Below are 21,304 nucleotides of genomic sequence, written 5' to 3'. Positions count from 1 at the left end.
ATCCGCAAAGATCAATAGACCCTAATCAAAAACGGCAACCGTTTGGCGTGTAAGGGCAATAAGCTCACCTGATTGTGACCAAATACACCCATCTTCTAAACCATACCCATCTTTAGAGTGATGCGTGATCGCTTCAAAACCAAGCCACTCGCCAGGCGTTAAATTGGGGGATTGAACAAACTCTAAATACCACGACATACTACTTGCAGGCCCGGGTTGCTTAAACATTTGTAATAACGTGGGCGGCCATGCATCGGTTAATGCAATGATATGCGCCTCTGTAATGGTTTCGGGTGTGTGTTTAAGTCGCATCCATCCACCTAAATGTGATGTGTCTGCCCCTGTAAAAGGCATTGCGCCTTGTTGCGGGCATAAATCCACGTGTTGAAAAAATTCAGGCATTTGGCCTTTTATAAAGGGTAACGTATGGCGCTCGTTAACGGGGCTTAAACCTAATGTCTTTGAAACAGGAACATCAATAGCTGACTCTCTATTTTTAGCAAAACAAGCCTGAACAATGACGGCTACTTGCTCATTTTGAATAGCTTTAGCGAGTACTTGTGTGCTGTTTTTACCCTCACGTAATATTTCAACGTACAGTGAAAAAGGGGTATCGGCCAATAAAGGCCCCACAAAATTGGTACTCAACGAAAGAAGGCGGCGGTCATTACTCACTTGGCCTCTAATAGCTTGATATAACAATGCAGCTGATAAACCACCAAAAGCGGTTCTTCCTTGACACCAATTTTCAGGAAATTGCATGGTAAGCGTTGATTGTTCGATTTTATCTGATTGACCTATTTTAGCGGCTTGCTCAAGTAGTTGGTCAAAGTGCATGGGAAATATCCTTTAAAAGTGCAATTTAATAAATTTATAACACAATCAAACTGGTCAGGCCAGTAATTAAAGGCGTGTCAAACGCTCTAAAAATCATCATTCCTTACAATAATTAGGGTTATTTTGTAAATAAATCATAAAAAATGAATTTTTTTTCATTTTTACAGTTGAATTAGTTTTATGGCATCCCTATTTACTAGTCATCGAACGTATTAACGAATTTTGAAGTTGGAGAAGTTTCATGGGTAAAATTATCGGAATCGATTTAGGTACTACAAACTCTTGTGTTGCAGTACTTGATGGTGACAAAGCACGTGTTATTGAAAACGCGGAAGGCGATCGCACAACCCCGTCTATTATTGCTTACACGCAAGACGGTGAAACATTAGTAGGTCAATCTGCTAAGCGTCAAGCGGTTACTAACCCTACAAACACATTATTTGCAATTAAGCGTTTAATTGGTCGTCGTTTTGAAGACGAAGAAGTACAACGCGATATTGGTATTATGCCGTTTAAAATCATTAAAGCCGATAACGGCGATGCGTGGGTAGAAGCAGGCGGCGAAAAACGCGCTGCACCGCAAATCTCTGCTGAAGTACTTAAAAAAATGAAAAAAACAGCTGAAGACTTCCTAGGTGAAGCCGTAACTGAAGCTGTAATCACAGTACCTGCATACTTTAATGATTCACAACGTCAAGCGACTAAAGACGCTGGCCGTATTGCGGGTCTTGAAGTTAAACGTATCATCAATGAGCCAACAGCTGCTGCCCTTGCTTACGGCATGGACAAAAACAAAGGCGAAAACATTGTAGCTGTATACGATTTAGGTGGTGGTACTTTCGATTTATCAATCATTGAAATTGATGAAGTTGAAGGCGAGCACACATTTGAAGTACTAGCTACAAATGGTGATACTCACTTAGGTGGTGAAGATTTTGATAACCGCGTAATCAACTACTTAGTAGCAGAATTTAAGAAAGACCAAGGCTTAGATCTAAAAACAGATCCACTTGCAATGCAACGTGTTAAAGAAGCTGCTGAAAAAGCTAAAATTGAACTGTCATCTGCACAATCTACAGAAGTTAACCTTCCGTACGTAACTGCTGATGCAACAGGTCCTAAGCACATGAACGTGAAACTAACACGCGCTAAGCTTGAGTCACTTGTTGAAGATTTAGTAACTAAATCTTTAGAGCCGCTTAAACGTGCACTTGCTGATTCTGATTTATCAGTAGGCGACATCAACGACATTATCCTTGTTGGTGGCCAAACACGTATGCCTTTAGTACAAAAAACAGTTGCTGACTTCTTTGGTAAAGAGCCACGTAAAGACGTTAACCCTGATGAAGCTGTTGCAGTGGGCGCGGCAATTCAAGGTGGTGTACTAGCAGGTGATGTTAAAGACGTACTTCTACTAGACGTTTCTCCGTTGTCTCTAGGTATTGAAACAATGGGTTCTGTAATGACAGCACTTATTGAGAAGAATACGACGATTCCTACTAAGAAATCGCAAACTTTCTCAACAGCAGAAGATAACCAATCTGCGGTAACCATTCATGTGTTACAAGGTGAGCGTAAACGTTCAAGCGACAACAAATCTCTAGGTCAATTTAACCTAGAAGGTATTCGCCCAGCACAACGTGGTACACCACAGATTGAAGTAACATTTGATGTTGATGCGGATGGTATCTTACATGTATCTGCTAAAGATAAAGATACAGGTAAAGAGCAAAAAATCACGATTCAAGCCTCTTCTGGTTTAAGCGATGAAGAAGTTGAAAAAATGGTTCGCGATGCAGAAGCCCACGCTGAAGAAGACAAAAAGTTTGAAGAGCTTGTAGCTGTTCGTAACCAAGCTGATGCAATGGTTCACGGTACACGTAAGCAAGTTGAAGAAGCGGGTGATGCACTACCAAACGAAGACAAAGAAGCCATTGAAGCTGCAGTTGTAGACTTAGAAGCTGCAATTAAGAGCGACAATAAAGAAGAAATTGAAGCTAAAACGCAAGCACTTGCTGAAAAGTCTCAAAAGCTAATGGAAATTGCTCAAGCTAAAGCGCAGCAAGGTCAAGCAGATGCAGGTGAGCAACAACAATCAGCTAAGCAAGATGATGACGTTGTTGATGCAGAGTTTGAAGAAGTAAAAGACGACAAGTAATTGTTGCTGACGCTTCTAGCTAACCAAAAACACTTAACTCGGTTAGGTGTTTAGGTTAGGATGAACAAACGAGGCGCGCGAGCAATAGCTTGTCGCGCCTTTTGCATGTATTTAAGGTTCATAATTCAATGATAAATCGATGAGATTTATCGGTTTATCCCGCAGCTTACGCTGCAAAATAGAAAGAGTAGTGTGATAGATATGTCAAAACGCGATTATTACGAAGTCCTCGGCGTAAGCAAAGATGCGAGTGAGCGAGACATAAAAAAAGCGTATAAACGCTTAGCGATGAAATATCATCCAGATCGTACCGCAGGCGATAAAGAGCTTGAGACCAAGTTTAAAGAAGTTAAAGAAGCGTACGAAATACTAACTGACGACCAAAAACGTCAGATGTACGACCAATATGGTCACGCAGCCTTTGAACAAGGTGGTGGCGGTGGTCATGGCGGCTTTGGCGGCGGCCATGGTGACTTTGGTGATGTATTTGGCGATGTGTTTGGTGATATTTTTGGTGGCGGCGGTGGTCGACGTCAATCTCGTCAACAACGCGGATCTGATTTACGTTACAACATGGACTTAACGCTTGAAGAAGCGGTTCGTGGAAAAGAAGTAGAAATTAAAGTACCTACATGGGTAAGCTGTGATCCTTGTGATGGTAGTGGTGCAAAAGCAGGTTCTAAACCTAAAACGTGTACAACCTGTCATGGTGCTGGCCAAGTTCAAATGCGTCAAGGTTTCTTTGCCGTTCAGCAAACGTGTCCTACGTGTCAGGGACAAGGTCAAATTATCTCAGACCCTTGTAATAGCTGTCATGGTCAAGGTCGTGTAGAAAAAACTAAAACGTTGTCGGTTAAAATACCTGCAGGCGTTGATACGGGCGACCGTATTCGCTTATCTGGTGAAGGTGAAGCCGGTGTGCATGGCGCACCAGCAGGTGATTTATACGTACAAGTGTCAGTGAGAGAACACGAGATTTTTGTACGTGAAGGTAATAATTTATATTGTGAAGTCCCAATCAGCTTTACCACATCAGGCTTGGGCGGTGAGATTCAAGTACCGACCCTTGATGGTCGTGCAAAACTTAAAATACCGTCAGAGACACAAACGGGAAAAATGTTCCGTATGCGTGGCAAAGGTGTTAAGTCTGTTCGTAGCGGTGCGCAAGGCGATTTAATTTGTAAGGTGGTTATTGAAACACCTGTCAATCTAAACGAGCGCCAACGTGAACTACTTAAAGAGTTAGAAGAAAGCATGGGCACAGATAGCTCAAAAAACCGTCCTAAAGAGCAAGGCTTTTTTGATGGTGTTAAAAAGTTTTTTGATGACTTAACTAAATAAACATGATTATTGTTTAAAAACGGTGCTTTACAGCGCCGTTTTTTTTGCTTTAAATTTGCTAACTCCTCAGTGAAAAGTGAAAACGAAATGACGCCTGCAATCGCACTACTAGAAAAACAAAAAATAAGGTTCGAAATACTGAGCTATGAGCACGATGCAAAGAATGGTCACTATGGTTTAGAGGCGGTTGAAAAACTTAACTTAAATAGCGAGCAGGTATTTAAAACACTGGTATTAGAAACACACGAAGGCCAGTTAATAGTGGCTATAACACCCGTATCTAAACAAGTTAATCTTAAGCTGCTTGCTAAAGTAGTAAAGACAAAAAAAGTGGCCTTGGCTGCGCCTCAAAAAGTAAATGCAAGTACCGGTTATATACTTGGAGGTGTAAGCCCGCTTGGACAAAAAAAACGCCTTCAAACCTACATACATAATAGTGCCAGAGAGTTTGATATTGTATATGTAAGTGCGGGTAAGCGTGGCTTGGAGTTAAAGTTAGCCATAGACGATATAGCTGAATTAACACAAGCCACGTTTGCATTGTTTTAATTGTTTGTAGTTATTTAAGTGTCGGTTACATTTTAGTATTTGCTGCTTTAGTTAATATTAACTACATTAAAAAGACGTTAGGATTCAGGAAACTTCAGTGCAGTATGAATTTCTCGGATATTAATTTCATTTCAATACTAGTAGCCGCGCTTTCATCGTTTACGCTAAGTAATGTTTGGTATTCAAATATGTTATTTAGACAAGCATGGTTAGAAAGTTGTGGACTAACAGAGCTAGACTTTCAAGGCGCTAGCAAAAATAAAGCATTTGTGGGTACGTTTTTGTTCTCGTTTGTATCTGCGTTTTTATTATCGATATTTTTAGGAAACGATTCAGATTTAGGTTTAAGCGTGGTTACTGGATTTTCTATTGGGTTATTTTGGGTGAGCAGCTCTTTGGGTTTAAGTTATATTTATGAGCAGCGTCCAGTGAAACTTTTTTTGATAAACAGTGGTTACTATGTAAGCCAATTTTCGTTAATGGGATTAATTATAGGTGGTTGGCCATAATTGATTTATAAATACAAAACTGTTTATCTTTTTACTTATTCAGGCAACTAAATAATATGAAAATACTTGTTGTTGATGATATGCCACTGATGCGACATGTATTAATTAACATGCTTAGAAATTTAAAATACCTTGATTTAGTTGAAGCAACAGATGGTATTCAAGCACTTACATTATTAAAAAAGCAGCCGTTTGATTTAGTTATCACAGATTTATATATGCCAAAAATGGATGGCAAAGATTTACTAAATAGAATAAGAAATGACGAACAGCTTACCTCAATTCCTGTCTTAATGGTGACATGCGAAGATAACTCTAAAGCTATAAAAAATGTAATAGCAGCTAAAGTATCAGGCATTATTGTTAAACCTTTTAGTCTTAAAGTGCTGAGTGACCACTTAGACCGTGTTTTAGCCGCAGCCCATAAGCCATAAACAAAACAACTTAGGCACGCCCTAGCAATTACATCTGTTTTAATTCAAGGACGACTAAATTAAACTTACCGTATTATACCTAAAATATAATCGTTCAATTACGGAGGTGTTTTGGCACAACCAAACAAAAAAGGCCCTACAAAAACCGTTGATATTTTTTGCTCTTCATGCAAAACGCAGCTTTTTAAATACCGAAAGGGAGGCAAAGGAGCACTTGTTAAATGTTTTAAAGAACGTATATCTCAAGACTTCACAAAAACCCCTTGTATTTGCCCAAGTTGTGAGCGGGCTTTTGCAAGGCCCGCTTTAATTCGCGGTGCACCTGCCTATAAAATGATTGGTGGAAAAGTTACATTTAAATAAGCTAAAAACATAAGCGGACATATGCCCTTGTTTGAATCTACTTTGTTGTTATGATTGCCCGGTTTTGCTGTTTCAATGAATGAAAATATACCCTCCCCATGGATTGGGCCAGTTTTTTGGGTTATTTAAAAAATGGATAAAGGATAGTTTCGTGATAGCACTCTTATTTGACATCATCGGTATGACAGGTACTTTTTTAGTTGTAGGGTCGTTTTTTTTACTTCAGTTAGGTAAAACAACACCAACCAGCCTGACATACAACATGATGAACTTAACAGGAGCGATTTTATTATTAATTAGCCTCTGTTATAACTTTAATTTGGCAAGCTTTGTGATAGAAATATTTTGGATCGCAGCCTCATTAATTGGTTTATATAAGTACCTAAAAAATAGATCAGCATTAGCGACTAGTTAATTTTGATATGTTCGCCGTAGGCCTTTTGTTTACGGCGTTACTTTAAATCCCCTTTTTGATTTTTTTATTCCTTAAATCTTAACACTCTCACTAAACGCTTTAAATATTTTACTTTATATTTATTGTGTTGGGTGATGTGTATCCATTTGACAAGTCCTCACCATCTTATTTACTGTAACGTCTGTTAAAAAGCTTTTGGCGCAGTAATGTTAAGCAATCTAAACAATATTAATCAAACATATTCAATTATGCGAAGCTTGTGGTTATGGCTTGGCCCCATTGTCATGCTGTTAACCTGTTTATTAGAGCCGCCAAGCGGCCTGTCTAATACAGCCTTTAAAACAGCCGGTTTAGCGTTTTGGATGGCCTCTTGGTGGGTAACTGAGGTTGTGCCTATTCCTGCGACTTCTTTGTTGCCGCTCGTCATAACGCCACTTGTGGGTATTGCACCTATCAAAATTACAGCAGCACCTTATGCACATCCACTCATATTTTTATTTTTGGGTGGTTTTTTAATATCAATAGCTATGGAGCGTTGGGGGCTACATAAACGAATTGCGTTAACCACTATGCTCTATGCGGGTAAAAAGCCTAGCTTACAAATATTAGCCATGATGCTAGTAACAGCATTTTTATCTATGTGGATGTCAAACACAGCAACAACGGTGATGATGTTGCCCATCGCGTTATCAATTATTCATTTAGTGAGTAATTCTGATTCTAGTGAAGATGAATTTGCAAAAGCATTACTGTTATCAATTGCCTATGGTGCCAGCATTGGTGGTATTGCTACGTTAATAGGAACACCGCCTAATGCCCTTATGGCAGCTTACTTATCTGAAAGTTACCAAATTGAAATTGGCTTTGGGCAGTGGATGATGGTAGGTGTACCTTTGGCAATTGCCATGTTGTTGGTGTGCTGGATATGGCTTACTAAATTTAGCTATAAAGTTGATAAAAATGCAGAAAACATACTAGACAGTAAAACCATGTTTGTTGATGAGCTTGCAACACTCGGTTCGTTGCAACGCGCAGAAAAAGGGGTGTTTTTAGTATTTTCACTCGCAGCGCTCTGTTGGATTTTTAGACCGCTATTAGCTGACTTATCGGGTCTTGGTATTTCAGATACAGCTATTGCGATTGCAGCAGCCCTGGTGTTATTTGTTTTGCCAGCTAAAAAGGGCAGTGACGAGCGTATTTTAGATTGGGCGAGTGCGTCTAAAGTTCCTTGGGGTGTGTTATTACTTTTTGGTGGGGGCTTATCATTAGCATCACAAATTAAATCTTCTGGTTTAGCGCAATACATTGCACAGATGATAGAAGGTGCGAGTGCTATTCCGTTCGTTATGGGAATTCTTGTGGTTGTTGCGCTCATTACTTTTTTAACTGAAATAACGAGTAACACAGCCACGGCAGCTGGCTTTTTGCCGTTATTAGGCCCTGTTGCTGAAAGTGTTTTTGGATCGCCCTTAGTATGGGTTATTCCTGCTGCTATAGCATGCAGTTGTGCGTTTATGATGCCTGTTGCAACACCACCAAATGCCATTGTGTTTGGCTCGGGGAAAATTAAAATTCGCGATATGATCAAAGCAGGCTTTGCACTTAACCTAGTCGCTATCGTGTTAATTACACTTGTAACCATAACGCTCGCAAAAACAGTATTTAATTTTTAAAATGGAGTCCCTTTGTACCTCAAGCAAAGCGACTCTTAATCAGTATGTATGTTGTTGTAATAGGTAAATTAGTGTTATTGCTCGAAAAACAGAACAAGGTTATAGTCGACAATAACTTTAAAAATCGAGTAACCTATTTTGACGACAGACACAGTACAAGCAGCTTCTTTATCAACGCAGTTTAATAGTTTGCAAAATGCGTTTTTAGATAACCCTTATCCTACAGTTCATTCTCGATTAGCCATTTTAAAAAAATTACGTTCGCGCATTGTAGAGCTTGAAGAAGAACTTATCAGTGCGGTATCTAAAGACTTTGGTTACCGTACTGCGTTTGATACCTTACTGGGGGATATTTTACCTACCGTGCAAGGGCTTTCGCACATTATTAAAAAGCTACCTAAGTGGTCAAAGCCGAGTAAACGTTCTGTGGGGCTTAGCCTATGGCCTTCAAAAGTAAGTGTTACCTATCAGCCAAAAGGCGTTGTAGGCGTTATCGCACCGTGGAATTATCCAATTCAACTTGCAGTTGTGCCAGTGATCACCGCAATTGCAGCGGGTAATAAGGTTATGTTGAAGCTGAGTGAATTTACTCCTCATACCAATGCTGTTTTAGAAAAGCTTTTTGATAATAAAATGAGCCAGCACGTATGTGTGGTCCAAGGTGGTAGTGACGTTGCAAGCGAATTTTCGTCCCTCCCTTTTGCACACTTATTATTTACCGGCTCTACAGGAGTTGGCAAATTAGTAATGAAAGCCGCCAGTAAAAACTTAACCCCCGTTACTTTAGAGCTTGGCGGCAAGTCACCAGTTATTATTACTGAGCAAGCTGATATTAAAAAGGCTGCGCACGCACTTTTATTTGGAAAAATGGCGAATGCCGGGCAAATTTGTGTTGCACCAGACTATGTATTTGTGCCTAAAACCTTAGAAAGCCAGCTCATTAAACAGCTATGTGATCTTTATAAAAAGCACTTTAAGCAAGGTGTTGAAGGTAAAAATTTAACCTCTATTATTAGTGATTCGCATTATGCGCGTTTATCCGAATATTTGGTACAAGCGCAAGCACTTGGGGCAAATGTCATTAAGCCACTTGAGCAAAATCAACAAGATGCAGATAAGCATCGTATGGGTCTGCATTTAGTCACAAACGTGACTGATGACATGCAACTTATGCAAGACGAATTATTTGGGCCTATATTGCCACTTAAGAGTTATGGGAAGTTAGAAGAAGTTCTTGATTATATTAAACAGCATCCTAACCCACTTGCTCTTTATATTTTAGGTCAAGATAAACAAGCGCAAGAGTACATTATTAAACAAACGCTCAGTGGCACCGTTGCCGTTAACGATACTCTGGTGCAAGTAACCGCTGACGACGCGCCATTTGGTGGCGTAGGTCACTCAGGTATGGGGCACTATCATGGTAAAGAAGGGTTTTTAACGTTTAGCCACGCTAAAAATACACTGGTTTCTGGTTCTTTTAACCCCCGTATAGGGTTGTTACTCAAGCAAAGCAAACTGCTAACTAAACTATTAAAGTGGCTATATATTAAGTAATACAAATTAAAAAAGCTGAACTCGTTATGCGCAATGACACTAAGTTCAGCTTTATTTGTATTGCTTGACTTAAAACAGACGCCCTTCGCCTGCATATGTGCCTGCAAGAATTTTAGTGTAAATTGCGTCGGCTTTTTCTTTTGCTTCTTCAATTTCTTTTGGTAGCATGGAACGCTCATCCAGCTTTCGACTGTGGCTTGCTTGCATGTTGCCATTGTATTCGGCAATCGTATTCCATATGTATGACTTTTCAAGGTTTTTTGGCATTCCTAACCCCTCAAAGTACATAAGCGCTAAATTAAATTGCGCTAAAGAATAGTTGTTACCTGCGGCTTTTTCGTACCAAGTTTTGGCAAGTTTGTAATCGTGACTAACACCATCACCATTTGAATACATAACACCTAAGTTAAACTGTGCGGCAGGCATGTTTTTTTTGGCTGCTTTTTCGAATAGAGATAAAGCCATTTGTTTGTCTAATTTAACGCCTTTACCTTCATCGTATAATACCGCTAATGCAAACATTGAGTCTGCGTGGTTCTTTTTTACGCCTTTTTTGTATAGGTCGGCTGCTTTGTAATAATCGCGTGTAACGCCGTGGCCTTCTTCGTATAACTTAGCAAGTTCGTAAATGCCAGGTGCAAACCCTTTGTCGGCAAGGTACTCAAATTCTTTTAAAGCGAATTCAAAGCGACCTTCGTTTGCCGCAATAATACCTTCTTCAAGAGTCGCATTGGCAAAAGGGCTAGCAATTAAAGCACCCGTAAGTAATAACGTTTTTAAATTAAACTGTGACATAGCGATATCTCCAACAAGTAATCGTTTCACTGTGAGTTAAATAAAACCATTTTCTTTGCAATACTATTGCACTCACACGTAATGAAGGGCGTATAACATTGCTGTATTTTAGGTTTATTGTATTGCTACAAAAAAATTAGCGTGCATTTAGGTTTAGATAAACACTGTGTGCCAATATAGCATAGCTCAAATCGAGGTTGTTTTACCTAACCCGTTTGATGTAATAAGCGTAAGATACAGATATAACAGAAAATTTAAAAGAAATAACTAGGTCAAAGCACGGCTAAAAACGTGTTACTTTAATTTTATACTTTTGAGCTTACGTGCGATAAAAAAGAGCGTGTTCGTAATACGCAAGGTCATTATGTAAGTGCTTAGCTAAGTTAAGCGTTCATGTTTGCAGAGGTGAAAATGTTTAAAACAATAAAAAATAAGTTGTCACATATAACTATTGCGTTAAGTGTATTGCTATTAACGAGTTGTTCTGCTTCGTTTACTTATAATAATTTAACATGGTTATCGTCATTTTGGGTTGATGACTACGTCGATTTAAACAAACAACAGAACAAACAACTAAAAGAAATTATTAATACCACACAGCAATGGCACCGCGACACACAATTGCCAGCATACAAGCAGGATATTGAAAATTTAAAATTGTTGTTTAATCAACAACTCAATCATGCCCAATTAAAAGAGCAGGTGGTATTTGCCAGAACGCATTGGAAAAACCTTCTTGAACATGCGCATTACCCCCTTGCACAGTTAGGGTATACGCTTTCTAAAGAGCAACGCGACGAATTTATACAAAATATACAAGAGCAAATTAACGAAGATCGTGAGCGATATAACGAACAATCTAGTAAAGAGCGCAAAACTAAACGCCTAGAAAACCAGCTAGACTACTATTCAGATTGGCTTGGTAAGCTCACTGACCAGCAAAAGCGACTCATTGCAGACGCAAATAATGAACACACAGAATCAGGGGCTCTTTGGCTCGATTACAAACAAGCTCGCTTAGATGCGGCTAAAGTAATAATGCATAATAAAAGCTTACCAGAAAACGAGTTTGTAAATAAACTGAGCCACGTAATAAAAGAACGTGAGGCCTTTATGAGCGAAGAACAATTAGCCATAAATGCAACCAACCTCGATTTATATGTCAATTTATTAGTCGAACTCGCTCCTACATTGAGCAACAAGCAGCGTGAAAGCGTTAATGATGAATTTGACAGCCTGATTGAAACTCTAAATGATTTAATGGAATCGTAAATAGTAAACCTTTACAGTGGCTGATAATGCTTTATTTTATATAATATAAATATGATCTTATCGATTGGGTTCAACGTAAGGTAAGGCGTTTTAAAGTTAGTCAGTTAATCACAGTAATATTTGTATATTTTGAAAAATACATAATTAAAGGACTCTAATGGCACATATATGGTAACTGATTTAAAAAGCATGCTGGCTACCTGGCACCCTTTGCGAGACGAACAGCAATGGGTATTGGCAACATTGTACAAAATTGAAGGCTCCAGCTACCGCAAGCTAGGCGCTATGATGCTTATTTCTAGCCTAGGCCAGCGTTTAGGTATGCTTTCAGGTGGGTGCCTAGAGGCAGATATTCAGCGCCACGCTAAACAAGTAATGACCTCTTTAAAATCAAAAACCATTACTTATGACGCAACTGACGAGGATGATTTAACTTTTCAATTAGGCATTGGTTGCGGTGGTATTGTTCATATTGTTTTACAGCCAGTGAATGCTGCCAATGAATACTTAAGTCTCGATTCAATTTTTAATGCCCTAAAAGAAAAAGTGTCAGGTTACTATTCACAACCAGTTCAACCTGTTTGTGCGCTGGGGCAGGGCGTTTTTTCAAAACGTAATGTTTCTGATGGCCTTTCTGTTAATCGTAAAGCACAAATCATTGAAAAAAATAATCAGCATTGGCTACAAGTAGCCGTATACCCAGCCCCCCATATTTTAATTGTGGGTGGCGGTGCCGATGCTGTTGCAGTTTATTCGATAGCAAAGCAACTAGGTTGGATCGTGACCGTATGGGATCCGCGTGCAGCTAATGCTAAAAGGCAATATTTTCAGCAGGCAGATACAATTTTACGTTGTCCCCCACAAGAGCTCGCTCAATATTGTGAAATGCAAAAGGTAGATGCCAGCATATTAATGGCGCACAGTGTTGAGCTTGATGCAAATGCACTTTTTGCGTTGAGCCAATCTAATTTAAAATATATGGGATTGCTGGGTCCAAAGCACCGACGCGCACAGGTTTTTGAGCAAGCCAATACAGCTGTTGAGGATGTTAAAGCACCTGTTTTTGGTCCTGTAGGACTTAATTTGGGTGGCGACTCGCCAGAAAGTATTGCATTGTCACTTATTAGTGAAATACATGCTGTGCTTTCTAATAAAGATGCTAAATCCCTCAGTAATTGGGGCCAATAAAGTATGCGCATAGCAAAAGTATTGTTAGCCGCCGGGCAATCGTCTCGTTTTAATGGGTGTAAATTAATAGCTAATGTTGGCAACAATAAAAGCATGATCGCGCGTGCAGTTGAAGTTTTACAGCAGTTAGACGCAAGCCCTGTTTATATTGTTTCTGGTGCGTGGCATAGCGAAATTACTCAAGCGCTTAAGCACTGTAATAACATTGAAATTATTCATAATTTACATTGGCATCAAGGTTTAGGTAAATCAATTGCGCTTGCAGCCAATCACTTAAAGCATAGTGGTGATTGGGATGGTATTTTATTTACGCTAGCAGATCAGGTTGAATTAGAGACTTGCGATATTCAGCTTTTAGTTACTCGATTTCAGAAAACTCCTACCCGATGGTGTGCTAACTACGGAAAGCGCTTAGGTGTGCCAGCAATATTTCCTCATGATGATTTTGATTTACTCACCACTTTAACGACTGACAAAGGTGCGCAACACTTACTTCGGAGCTCGGGTGATATTGTAAACAGCATTTTAATTAACCAGGCAGGCACAGATATAGACACCGTTGAGCAGTTAAAACGCTACGCCTCTAAAATAGGGACTTAGTTACTAACGTGCACTATCGCTTATAAATCTATCGAAGCAGGTTCGGGTCAAATATAAAAAACAAACTAAACTTTAATTGAAAATTTTTAGATGCCTTGCAAATACAAGACTTCATCAATATTTGTAAGCGCAAAGGCATACTGCGCAGCGTGTAAACTTGCGTGCACTACTTAAGAGCAATGTTGAAGGGTCAAGTTGCTTTAATTTTAATGGTACTCCAACTGTTCAGCACAACTCGCGGTGCAGTTGATTGAAAGCTTATTCAAGGGGCGAGTTATGGTAACGTTTACAATTAATGGCAAAGTGATTGAATCACATGCAAGTGAAGATACACCCTTGTTATGGGTTATTCGCGATGAAATTGGGCTAAAGGGCACTAAGTTTGGTTGTGGCATAGCAATGTGTGGTGCTTGTACTGTGCATTTAGATGGACAGGCTACGCGCTCATGTGTTTTACCTATTGCTGCTGTAGCAGGTAAAAATATTACTACTATTGAAGGTCTTAATAACGAACATCCGCTGCAAAAAGCATGGGTTGATGAGCAAGTACCGCAATGTGGATATTGTCAGTCTGGCCAGATTATGCAAGCAGCAACATTGCTTGCAGACAATCCATCACCAACTGATGAAGAAATTGTCAATCATATGAATGGTAATTACTGTCGTTGTATGGCTTACAAACGTATAAAGTCGGCAATAAAACGTGCGGCTGATGAATCACAAAGCGCAGTACAAATGTTTAACCCAAATGAGCAAGACGTTTAATTGGAGCGGATAATGAAAAAATTATTTCAAAAAAATAGCGAAACCGTCAACTTAAATCGTCGTTCATTTATGATTGGCAGTGCTAGTGCGGGCCTAGTGATGGCATTTGCACCTGCGTTATTTACAGGGTCTTTGAGCGCCAAAGAATCAATTTCACAACAGGCATTTTCACCAACTATTTGGTGGACTATGGGGGTCAATGGTGAGGTAGAGGTTAGTATAGCTAAAGCGGAAATGGGCCAGCATATTGGCACCGCATTGGCGCGAATAGTGGCCGACGAACTAGAGTGTGATTGGGATAAGGTATCGATTACTTACGTAGACACCCATGAAAAATGGGGATATATGGTTACCGGCGGTTCGTGGTCAGTGTTTCAAAGCTTTAAACCGCTATCACAAGCTGGTGCCGCAGGGCGCTTAGCGCTTATTGATGCAGGGGCTAAAATGCTAGGGGTTAAACCAGAGCAATGCATTGCACAAAAAGGGCAAATTATTGCGGGTGGACAATCAGTAAGCTACGCCGATATTGTACAAAAAGGTGAGTTTAATCGTACCTTTACAAGTGAAGAGGTCGCACAGCTCCCTTTAAAACCAGCCAATAAACGTCATTTAACGGGTTTAAATCAAGATTTTAAAGCATTAGATATACCAGCTAAAACAAACGGTACAGCGGTGTATGGTATTGATGTTGAAATAGAAGGGATGGTGTATGCACGTCCGGTTATTCCTCCAACACGATATGGAAGTAAAGTAACAAGTGTTGATGACAGTGGCGCAAAAGCAATTAAAGGTTACCGCGGTTTTGAAATATTAAACGATCCGAGTAATACCGTTGAGGGATGGGTGGTTGTACTGGCTGATAATTATCACAGTGCAATTAAAGCGGTTGATGCCTTAAATGTTAATTACAAAGTAGGTAACACTGCTAACGTTTCTGAAGCCGATATTCAAGCGCAGGGCAAAAAATTATGTGACGATAGCGCATCTGGTACTTTATTTGTAGATGAGGGTAACACGCCTAAGGTCCTAGCTGATGCAAAAAATAAATTTGATGCAACCTACACCACCGCAACAGCAAGTCATTACCAGTTAGAACCACTTAATGCCATAGCTGAATTTAAAGACGGAAATTGGATTGTGCATACGGGTAACCAATGGCAATCACTTACGTTACCGGCGTTAGCTAAAGCCCTTGATATAGAACAAAATAACGTAATAATTCGTCCTTATTACTTGGGGGGCGGTTTTGGCCGTCGATTATTCGGCGATTGGACGGTACCCGCTGCGTTAACAGCTAAAGCAATAGGTAAACCGGTTAAGCTCGTGTTTACTCGCGCCGATGACAGTTTATTTGATCAGTCTCGCTCGGCATCTACGGCTAAGTTAACAGCCTCGTTTAGTGAAACGGGTGAGCTTAGTGCGTTAGAACATGCCTTTGCTGCAGGTTGGCCAACCAAAGCAATGGCGCCAGGCTTTTTAGCTCCGGGTGTTGATGGTAATGGTAAATTTGATTCGTTTTCTGCCTCTGGTGCCGATCACTGGTACAGCATGAGCAACCATCGTGCTCGTGCTATTAACAACGAGTTAGCGCAGAGCACATTTACACCAGGTTGGTTACGTTCAGTTGGCCCTGGTTGGATTGTTTGGAGTCTTGAGTCTTTTATAGATGAAATAGCTCATAAGCAAAGTATTGATCCGGTTAAGTTTCGATTATCAATGCTTGACGGTAAAGGCAAACAAGCGGGTAAAGCACCAGAAAGTGTAGGTGGCGCGCGCCGATTACATGATGTACTCAAAAAAGTGTCAGACAAGGTCAGCTCAATAAAACTCAATGAAAACGAAGGCATTGGTTTTTCAGTTAGTTCAGGGCAAGAGCGCCATATGCCAGCATGGATTGGCACCGCAGCACATGTTCACGTTAACAAAAGCGATGGCAAAATTACCCTTAAAAAGTTATATGCTGTTGTTGATGCCGGTTTAATAGTGCATCCTGATGGCGCATTAGCGCAATTAGAGGGGTCATTATTGTGGGGAGCCAGTATGGCCTTACATGAGTCCAACTCATACAAAAACGGCCAAGTAGCTGCTACAAACTTTAACACTTATCTGCCGCTAAGAATGCAAGACGTACCAGACATGGACATTGAATTTGTGCAAAGCGACGAGTTTCCTGTAGGGTTAGGGGAGCCAGGTGTTATTGGCGTTGCGCCAGCAATTGGTAATGCTATTTTCAATGCAGTAGGTGTGCGTTTACGCGACTTGCCAATGAAACCAAGTGCAGTTTTAAAGGGCTTAAAAGCCTAATTAAACGCTAAAAGCGTGTAAAGCTTTAGTTTACACGCTTTTGCAGTGCGATTTATTAGAGATGTTTAATTTTGAGAGGTATTTGCACCCTCAGAATTAGTTTAAATACGAGTCAACCCATGTGGTACTGTGTAAGCATAAAGCAATTCAACGCTCAAGGCTCAACGGGCTCTGTTTAAAAAAGTAAGGTTAAGGTTTATTTATGCTCATCGACCCAGCAGGGCGAAAATTTAGTTACTTACGTTTATCGATCACCGATGTGTGTAACTTCAAATGTGTTTATTGTTTACCCGATGGCTACCAATGTGACCATGATAGAGAGTTCCTTTCACTGAATGAGATCAGTAATACGATCAGTGCTTTTGCACATCATGGTATTACTAAGCTGCGTATTACCGGGGGTGAACCCACCCTAAGAAAAGATTTTATAGATGTTATTCGTGCAGCAAAAGATACCTCAGGCATTACAAAAATAGCGGCTACAACAAACGGCTTTTCAATGCATAAACACATTAACAATTGGGTAGATGCAGGCCTTAATGCGATTAATGTGAGTATTGATACACTTGATGCAAGAATGTTTAACACCATTACTGGTCACGATAAATTTAATACAGTGATGAAAGGCATCGACACCGCGTTAGATAGTGGCATTGAATCGGTAAAAATAAACAGTGTACTAATGAAGCAATATAACGGCCAAGAGCTCGATACCTTTTTAGCGTATTTGAAGCACCGCCCAGTTACTATGCGCTTTATTGAGTTGATGCAAACAAATGACAACAAAGCATTTTTTGATGCAAACCATATATCGGGTCAGTCAATTAAAGCGCGATTGCGTGCAGCGGGTTGGCAGCCAATCATTAGAAGTGTTACAGCGGGCCCAGCTGAAGAGTTTTATCATCCAGATTACCAAGGCCGAATTGGCTTAATAATGCCTTACAGTAATGATTTTTGTAGTTCGTGTAATAGGCTAAGGGTGTCGTCTTTAGGTAAGCTACACCTTTGCCTGTTTTCAGAGCAAGGCATCTCATTACGTGAATACATGAATGAAAGCTCAAGCCAAGCACTTATAGATCAGCTCTCTGTTTATATTAAAACTAAAAAGCCAACACATTTATTGCATCAGGGTGAAACCGGGGTCACAACAAACCTTTCGATGCTAGGTGGTTAGCGGTTAAAATTACTACAATATGGCCGAATAACACTCAGTTACACTTGTTATATATTTATTACACGGTAGAATAATTCCTTAGTTCGACATTACTGAGTTAATTGAATGGATATCACTGCTCTAAATAGTACCAAAGCATTAAGAAAGCATGTTCTTGTATGGATGTGTTTGTTTTTTGGCTCTGTGTCACTGTTTTTTAGCGTTTTAAACGTATTTAGTGGTGTGTTCTTCCTCGGTTTTTTAGAACTGTGTTTTTCAGTTTATTGCTTATATACCATTTATCACTTAAACAAACATGCATTACGGTTTTGGCAATCAGTTGTCATGTGCGTGTTGGTGTGCATTATAGTTCTTTACGCTAACCTTATATCAGCCCCCAAATATGGATTATTTGTTTGGTCTTTTGCCATACCCGTATTGTGTTATCTGTTGATGGGTAAGCGTTACGGTATCTTCTTTTCAAGCACAGTACTTGTTATTCAATCGTTAACTCTATTTAGTAAATATACTGGCGAATCAATTGTTAATTTTAATATGGCAATTAATTTACTATTAGCGTACGTCAGTATTTGGACTGTATCGCATATTTTTGAGGGAAGCCGTGCGCTTTCATCCAAACGTTTAAAAAATCTAGCACTGCTTGACCCACTAACGGGTGCGGGTAACCGGTTATCAATGAATCATTATTTTGAAGTGGAACTTATTGATAAAACAAATACCTATTTATTTTTACTCGACTTAGATTACTTTAAACAAATAAACGACAAATTTGGCCACGACGTAGGGGATAAGGTACTTACTGAGATTGCTACGCTTTTAAGAGTAACCTTAGCAAAGGGTTACGTGTTTAGGGTGGGTGGTGAGGAATTTGCCGTTATTCATTCGTTTGATTCAAAAGAGAACGCTTTACTTGCTGCTGAAAAACTAAGAGCGACAGTAGAGAAGACGGAGTTTAATATAGACGGTAAAAAAATAATGCTCACCATCAGTGTGGGTGTGGCAAGTCATCAGGTTAACTCTTCGCTCGAATCCATTTTTATTGCAGCCGATAAACAACTTTATAAAGCAAAACGTTTAGGCCGCAATAAAGTGTATGCTAATTCGAAAGAGCATAAAAATTCTGAACTAATACCTGCCTAATACATTTGCTCAAAGTTTGGAATACCGTGCTCCCATATTGGTTTATCTTTTCCTAAATATTCGCGTACTGCATCAAAAAATAATCGTGTACGTACAGGTAAATCTCTGTGCGGATAAACAGCATACATTGCACTGTAATCCATTAACTTTACATCCGTTAATATAGGTATTAATTTACCGTCGGTAATTTCGTCACCGATTATAAATGCCGGCGCTACAAAATAAGCTGTACCAGAGATTGCTTTCATAAGTAGTGCTTCAGCATCGTTAGCGCGATATACACTTTTTATTTTTTGCTCACATGGCTCACCCGAACTATTGTAATAGTCAACTGTTTCAACTCTCATCGAGTTACTGGCATAACTTGCGGCAGGTAAATCGGCTAATTCTTCCATTGTGGCTGGCATACCATACGTGCTGATAAATTCGGGAGCGGCAACAATTAACAAGCGATTACGGGCAATTTTGCGGGCGATTAGGGATGAATCCTTTGGCTCACCAATTCGAAATGCTAAATCGAACCCTTCAGATACAATATCAACTAATCTGTCATCAAGTCTTAATTCAACTTCAACTTGAGGGAAACGCTTTTGAAAGTCATTAAGTACAGGTTGTAAGTAGCGCCTACCAATGAGTGTTGATGAGGTTATTTTAAGGACGCCACGAGGCTCTAAATGGTAGTTTTCGGCCATTCGCACGGTTTCGCCTAGTAGTTCTCGTAGCTCACCGGCTTTTTTTATCATTTCTGCGCCGGCGGCAGTAAGTGAAAATGAGCGGGTAGTGCGGTTTAGTAATCTAACCCCTAGTTCATCTTCTAAACGACTAATTTGTTTTGAGATCACAGAACGGTCAATGTTACGTAATTCAGCAGCCTTAGCAAAAGAGCCTTGCTCAACCACTTCAAGCAACATCAAAAGCCGACTTGTCGTATCCATAAAACCACCATAAAAACACTATTAATGCCATTTTGGCATTAATGAATTTAAAAATCTATGGTTTTTGTCCGCAGGTATAAGCCGTAGTATGCGTTCTTAATCAATTAAAGGAGCGTCTTCATGAAAAAACACCTTATCGCTGCTGCATTTGCAGGCGCATTTTTAACACTTGCCGGCTGTGCAGATGAAAGCACACCGCCTTCGGCTCAAGCGCAATTTCTTCAACCTATCGATGTTGCTAACGTACTTGTTAAACCAGTACAAAGCTGGCACACCTATACAACTCGCTTAGAGTCACCGCAAGAAGTTGCACTCATGCCTCGAGTGTCAGGTGTTATAGAAGCGATTACATTTAATGAAGGCGACCTAGTTAAAAAAGGCGATGTATTATTTAAGTTAGATGACCGTCCGTTTGCGGCAGTGGTTGCCAGTTTAAAAGCGCAGGTTAGTAGTGCGCAAGCTGCACTTGAACAAGCAAAAAGCGAGGCTAAACGCGCTGAGCGATTAACTGAGCGTAAAGCAATTTCAACGGAACAAGCAGAGTCACGAACGTCTGTATTACGCCAACGCGAAGCACAACTTGCAGCATTACAAGCGCAATTAACCTCAGCCAAACTTGATTTAGAATTTACAGCCATAGTGTCACCAATTGATGGTGTGATTTCGCGTGCCAATATAACTAAAGGTAACAACATTATTGCAGGGCAAAGTGTGTTAACCAGTATTGTTTCTAACGAAAAAATGTATGCCTACTTTGACGTAGATGAGCGCACATGGAACAGCGACTTCAGTAATGTAACCGCACAAAGCCGTCAACCGGTAGTAATGCAAAAAGTAGGCGAGCGTGGGTTTGCTTACAAAGGTTACATTAACTTTATTGATAATCAAATTAACTCATCAACCGGTACGCTGCGTGTACGCGCCGTATTTGACGAAGATAACAGTCACCTACGTGCAGGTTCATTTGCGCGCATTAAGCTTGCTGCTAATTCAGTAACAGAGCAAATAATTGTCCCAGACAGAGCGATAGGGACTGACTTAAAAAACCGATTTGTACTTACTGTTGGTGAAAACAACGTGCTGCAGTACAAATTAGTGACAGTGGGTGAGCGTTATGGCTCTCTTCGCGCGGTCACGTCAGGCCTTTCAGAGGGCGATGTAATCGCAGTAAATGGCCCTGCTCGCGTTGGACCAGGCATGCCAGTGGCACCTAATAAAGTAACCATTGATAGCAGTGATGTTGCATTCACACTGACCAATGACGATTCAAGCTTAGTCGCAAAGCAATAAGGTTT

The 21,304-nt window shown here is 40.1% G+C and carries 20 protein-coding genes; 17 read left to right on the top strand and 3 right to left on the bottom strand.

Translation table 11 applies throughout. From position 1 onward, the window contains the following. Positions 1–21: 21 nt before the first annotated feature. Positions 22–837 (bottom strand): thioesterase family protein, encoded by an 816-nt coding sequence (locus tag AC27I2_RS08760; RefSeq protein ID WP_058404080.1) that lies wholly within the window; start codon positions 835–837, stop codon positions 22–24. Between the two features lie 241 nt (positions 838–1,078). Here AC27I2_RS08760 and dnaK point away from each other — a divergent pair, with 241 nt between their 5' ends. The 9 genes from dnaK (at position 1,079) to AC27I2_RS08715 (ending at position 9,836) form a co-directional block, all read left to right on the top strand. Next, complete coding sequence (gene dnaK, locus AC27I2_RS08755; RefSeq protein WP_058404081.1) at positions 1,079–2,995, top strand: molecular chaperone DnaK; 1,917 nt, start codon at positions 1,079–1,081, stop codon at positions 2,993–2,995. Between the two features lie 201 nt (positions 2,996–3,196). Continuing rightward, the gene (dnaJ, locus tag AC27I2_RS08750; protein WP_058552968.1) at positions 3,197–4,336 is read left to right on the top strand and encodes a molecular chaperone DnaJ; all 1,140 of its coding nucleotides are present in this window, start codon (positions 3,197–3,199) and stop codon (positions 4,334–4,336) included. 87 nt (positions 4,337–4,423) lie between these two features. After that, complete coding sequence (gene ybaK / locus AC27I2_RS08745) at positions 4,424–4,885, top strand: Cys-tRNA(Pro) deacylase (protein WP_487204019.1); 462 nt, start codon at positions 4,424–4,426, stop codon at positions 4,883–4,885. A 104-nt stretch (positions 4,886–4,989) separates the two neighbouring features. After that, positions 4,990–5,394 (top strand): DUF1761 domain-containing protein, encoded by a 405-nt coding sequence (locus tag AC27I2_RS08740; protein WP_058404083.1) that lies wholly within the window; start codon positions 4,990–4,992, stop codon positions 5,392–5,394. Positions 5,395–5,450: 56 nt separating this feature from the next. Then, a complete protein-coding gene (locus AC27I2_RS08735) occupies positions 5,451–5,828 on the top strand; it encodes a response regulator (RefSeq protein WP_058404084.1) in 378 nt (125 codons plus the stop codon). 111 nt (positions 5,829–5,939) lie between these two features. Continuing rightward, the gene (locus AC27I2_RS08730) at positions 5,940–6,191 is read left to right on the top strand and encodes a hypothetical protein (protein ID WP_058404085.1); all 252 of its coding nucleotides are present in this window, start codon (positions 5,940–5,942) and stop codon (positions 6,189–6,191) included. Positions 6,192–6,342: 151 nt separating this feature from the next. Continuing rightward, the gene (locus tag AC27I2_RS08725; protein WP_058404086.1) at positions 6,343–6,606 is read left to right on the top strand and encodes a CBU_0592 family membrane protein; all 264 of its coding nucleotides are present in this window, start codon (positions 6,343–6,345) and stop codon (positions 6,604–6,606) included. A gap of 206 nt (positions 6,607–6,812) precedes the next feature. Continuing rightward, on the top strand, positions 6,813–8,279 hold the full coding sequence (locus tag AC27I2_RS08720; RefSeq protein WP_487204018.1) for an SLC13 family permease: 1,467 nt from the start codon (positions 6,813–6,815) through the stop codon (positions 8,277–8,279). Positions 8,280–8,417: 138 nt separating this feature from the next. Beyond that, positions 8,418–9,836 (top strand): coniferyl aldehyde dehydrogenase, encoded by a 1,419-nt coding sequence (locus AC27I2_RS08715; protein ID WP_487204017.1) that lies wholly within the window; start codon positions 8,418–8,420, stop codon positions 9,834–9,836. Between the two features lie 69 nt (positions 9,837–9,905). On the opposite strand, the gene AC27I2_RS08710 is transcribed toward AC27I2_RS08715, so the two are convergent. Then, a complete protein-coding gene (locus tag AC27I2_RS08710; RefSeq protein ID WP_006791705.1) occupies positions 9,906–10,631 on the bottom strand; it encodes a tetratricopeptide repeat protein in 726 nt (241 codons plus the stop codon). 411 nt (positions 10,632–11,042) lie between these two features. On the opposite strand from AC27I2_RS08710, the gene AC27I2_RS08705 reads away from it, so the two are divergent. From AC27I2_RS08705 to AC27I2_RS08675, 7 genes are all read left to right on the top strand, one after another. After that, positions 11,043–11,903 (top strand): DUF6279 family lipoprotein, encoded by an 861-nt coding sequence (locus tag AC27I2_RS08705; protein WP_487204016.1) that lies wholly within the window; start codon positions 11,043–11,045, stop codon positions 11,901–11,903. Positions 11,904–12,071: 168 nt separating this feature from the next. Next, positions 12,072–13,091, top strand: a complete 1,020-nt coding sequence (locus tag AC27I2_RS08700) for an XdhC family protein (RefSeq protein ID WP_487204015.1) — start codon at positions 12,072–12,074, stop codon at positions 13,089–13,091. 3 nt (positions 13,092–13,094) lie between these two features. Continuing rightward, complete coding sequence (locus AC27I2_RS08695) at positions 13,095–13,691, top strand: nucleotidyltransferase family protein (RefSeq protein WP_138530384.1); 597 nt, start codon at positions 13,095–13,097, stop codon at positions 13,689–13,691. 276 nt (positions 13,692–13,967) lie between these two features. After that, positions 13,968–14,456: a (2Fe-2S)-binding protein gene (locus tag AC27I2_RS08690; RefSeq protein ID WP_487204014.1), complete on the top strand. Its 489-nt coding sequence runs from the start codon at positions 13,968–13,970 to the stop codon at positions 14,454–14,456. A gap of 12 nt (positions 14,457–14,468) precedes the next feature. Continuing rightward, entirely contained in the window at positions 14,469–16,760 is a 2,292-nt protein-coding gene (locus tag AC27I2_RS08685; protein WP_487204013.1) for a xanthine dehydrogenase family protein molybdopterin-binding subunit, read from the top strand. Positions 16,761–16,962: 202 nt separating this feature from the next. Continuing rightward, positions 16,963–17,934, top strand: a complete 972-nt coding sequence (moaA, locus tag AC27I2_RS08680) for a GTP 3',8-cyclase MoaA (RefSeq protein ID WP_058552957.1) — start codon at positions 16,963–16,965, stop codon at positions 17,932–17,934. 105 nt (positions 17,935–18,039) lie between these two features. After that, the gene (locus tag AC27I2_RS08675) at positions 18,040–19,074 is read left to right on the top strand and encodes a GGDEF domain-containing protein (RefSeq protein WP_487204012.1); all 1,035 of its coding nucleotides are present in this window, start codon (positions 18,040–18,042) and stop codon (positions 19,072–19,074) included. On the opposite strand, the gene AC27I2_RS08670 is transcribed toward AC27I2_RS08675, so the two are convergent. Next, positions 19,071–20,009 (bottom strand): LysR family transcriptional regulator, encoded by a 939-nt coding sequence (locus AC27I2_RS08670; protein ID WP_058404095.1) that lies wholly within the window; start codon positions 20,007–20,009, stop codon positions 19,071–19,073. The genes AC27I2_RS08675 and AC27I2_RS08670 overlap by 4 nt on opposite strands. Positions 20,010–20,129: 120 nt before the next feature. Here AC27I2_RS08670 and AC27I2_RS08665 point away from each other — a divergent pair, with 120 nt between their 5' ends. Then, positions 20,130–21,299 (top strand): efflux RND transporter periplasmic adaptor subunit, encoded by a 1,170-nt coding sequence (locus tag AC27I2_RS08665; RefSeq protein ID WP_138530392.1) that lies wholly within the window; start codon positions 20,130–20,132, stop codon positions 21,297–21,299. Positions 21,300–21,304: the final 5 nt, after the last annotated feature.

The sequence above is a fragment of the Pseudoalteromonas sp. NH0006-46 genome, assembly GCF_057547735.1.
Note: the sequence above shows the minus strand (reverse complement) of the source record. Positions and strands in the feature narration are given on the sequence as shown.

Bases quoted from the DNA above. Each gene is read 5' to 3' on its own strand.
- AC27I2_RS08760 (WP_058404080.1), bottom strand. From the start codon at position 837: ATGCACTTTGACCAACTACTTGAGCAAGCCGCTAAAATAGGTCAATCA.
- dnaK (WP_058404081.1), top strand. From the start codon at position 1,079: ATGGGTAAAATTATCGGAATCGATTTAGGTACTACAAACTCTTGTGTT.
- dnaJ (WP_058552968.1), top strand. From the start codon at position 3,197: ATGTCAAAACGCGATTATTACGAAGTCCTCGGCGTAAGCAAAGATGCG.
- ybaK (WP_487204019.1), top strand. From the start codon at position 4,424: ATGACGCCTGCAATCGCACTACTAGAAAAACAAAAAATAAGGTTCGAA.
- AC27I2_RS08740 (WP_058404083.1), top strand. From the start codon at position 4,990: ATGAATTTCTCGGATATTAATTTCATTTCAATACTAGTAGCCGCGCTT.
- AC27I2_RS08735 (WP_058404084.1), top strand. From the start codon at position 5,451: ATGAAAATACTTGTTGTTGATGATATGCCACTGATGCGACATGTATTA.
- AC27I2_RS08720 (WP_487204018.1), top strand. From the start codon at position 6,813: ATGTTAAGCAATCTAAACAATATTAATCAAACATATTCAATTATGCGA.
- AC27I2_RS08710 (WP_006791705.1), bottom strand. From the start codon at position 10,631: ATGTCACAGTTTAATTTAAAAACGTTATTACTTACGGGTGCTTTAATT.
- AC27I2_RS08705 (WP_487204016.1), top strand. From the start codon at position 11,043: ATGTTTAAAACAATAAAAAATAAGTTGTCACATATAACTATTGCGTTA.
- AC27I2_RS08700 (WP_487204015.1), top strand. From the start codon at position 12,072: ATGGTAACTGATTTAAAAAGCATGCTGGCTACCTGGCACCCTTTGCGA.
- AC27I2_RS08695 (WP_138530384.1), top strand. From the start codon at position 13,095: ATGCGCATAGCAAAAGTATTGTTAGCCGCCGGGCAATCGTCTCGTTTT.
- AC27I2_RS08690 (WP_487204014.1), top strand. From the start codon at position 13,968: ATGGTAACGTTTACAATTAATGGCAAAGTGATTGAATCACATGCAAGT.
- AC27I2_RS08685 (WP_487204013.1), top strand. From the start codon at position 14,469: ATGAAAAAATTATTTCAAAAAAATAGCGAAACCGTCAACTTAAATCGT.
- moaA (WP_058552957.1), top strand. From the start codon at position 16,963: ATGCTCATCGACCCAGCAGGGCGAAAATTTAGTTACTTACGTTTATCG.
- AC27I2_RS08675 (WP_487204012.1), top strand. From the start codon at position 18,040: ATGGATATCACTGCTCTAAATAGTACCAAAGCATTAAGAAAGCATGTT.
- AC27I2_RS08670 (WP_058404095.1), bottom strand. From the start codon at position 20,009: ATGGATACGACAAGTCGGCTTTTGATGTTGCTTGAAGTGGTTGAGCAA.
- AC27I2_RS08665 (WP_138530392.1), top strand. From the start codon at position 20,130: ATGAAAAAACACCTTATCGCTGCTGCATTTGCAGGCGCATTTTTAACA.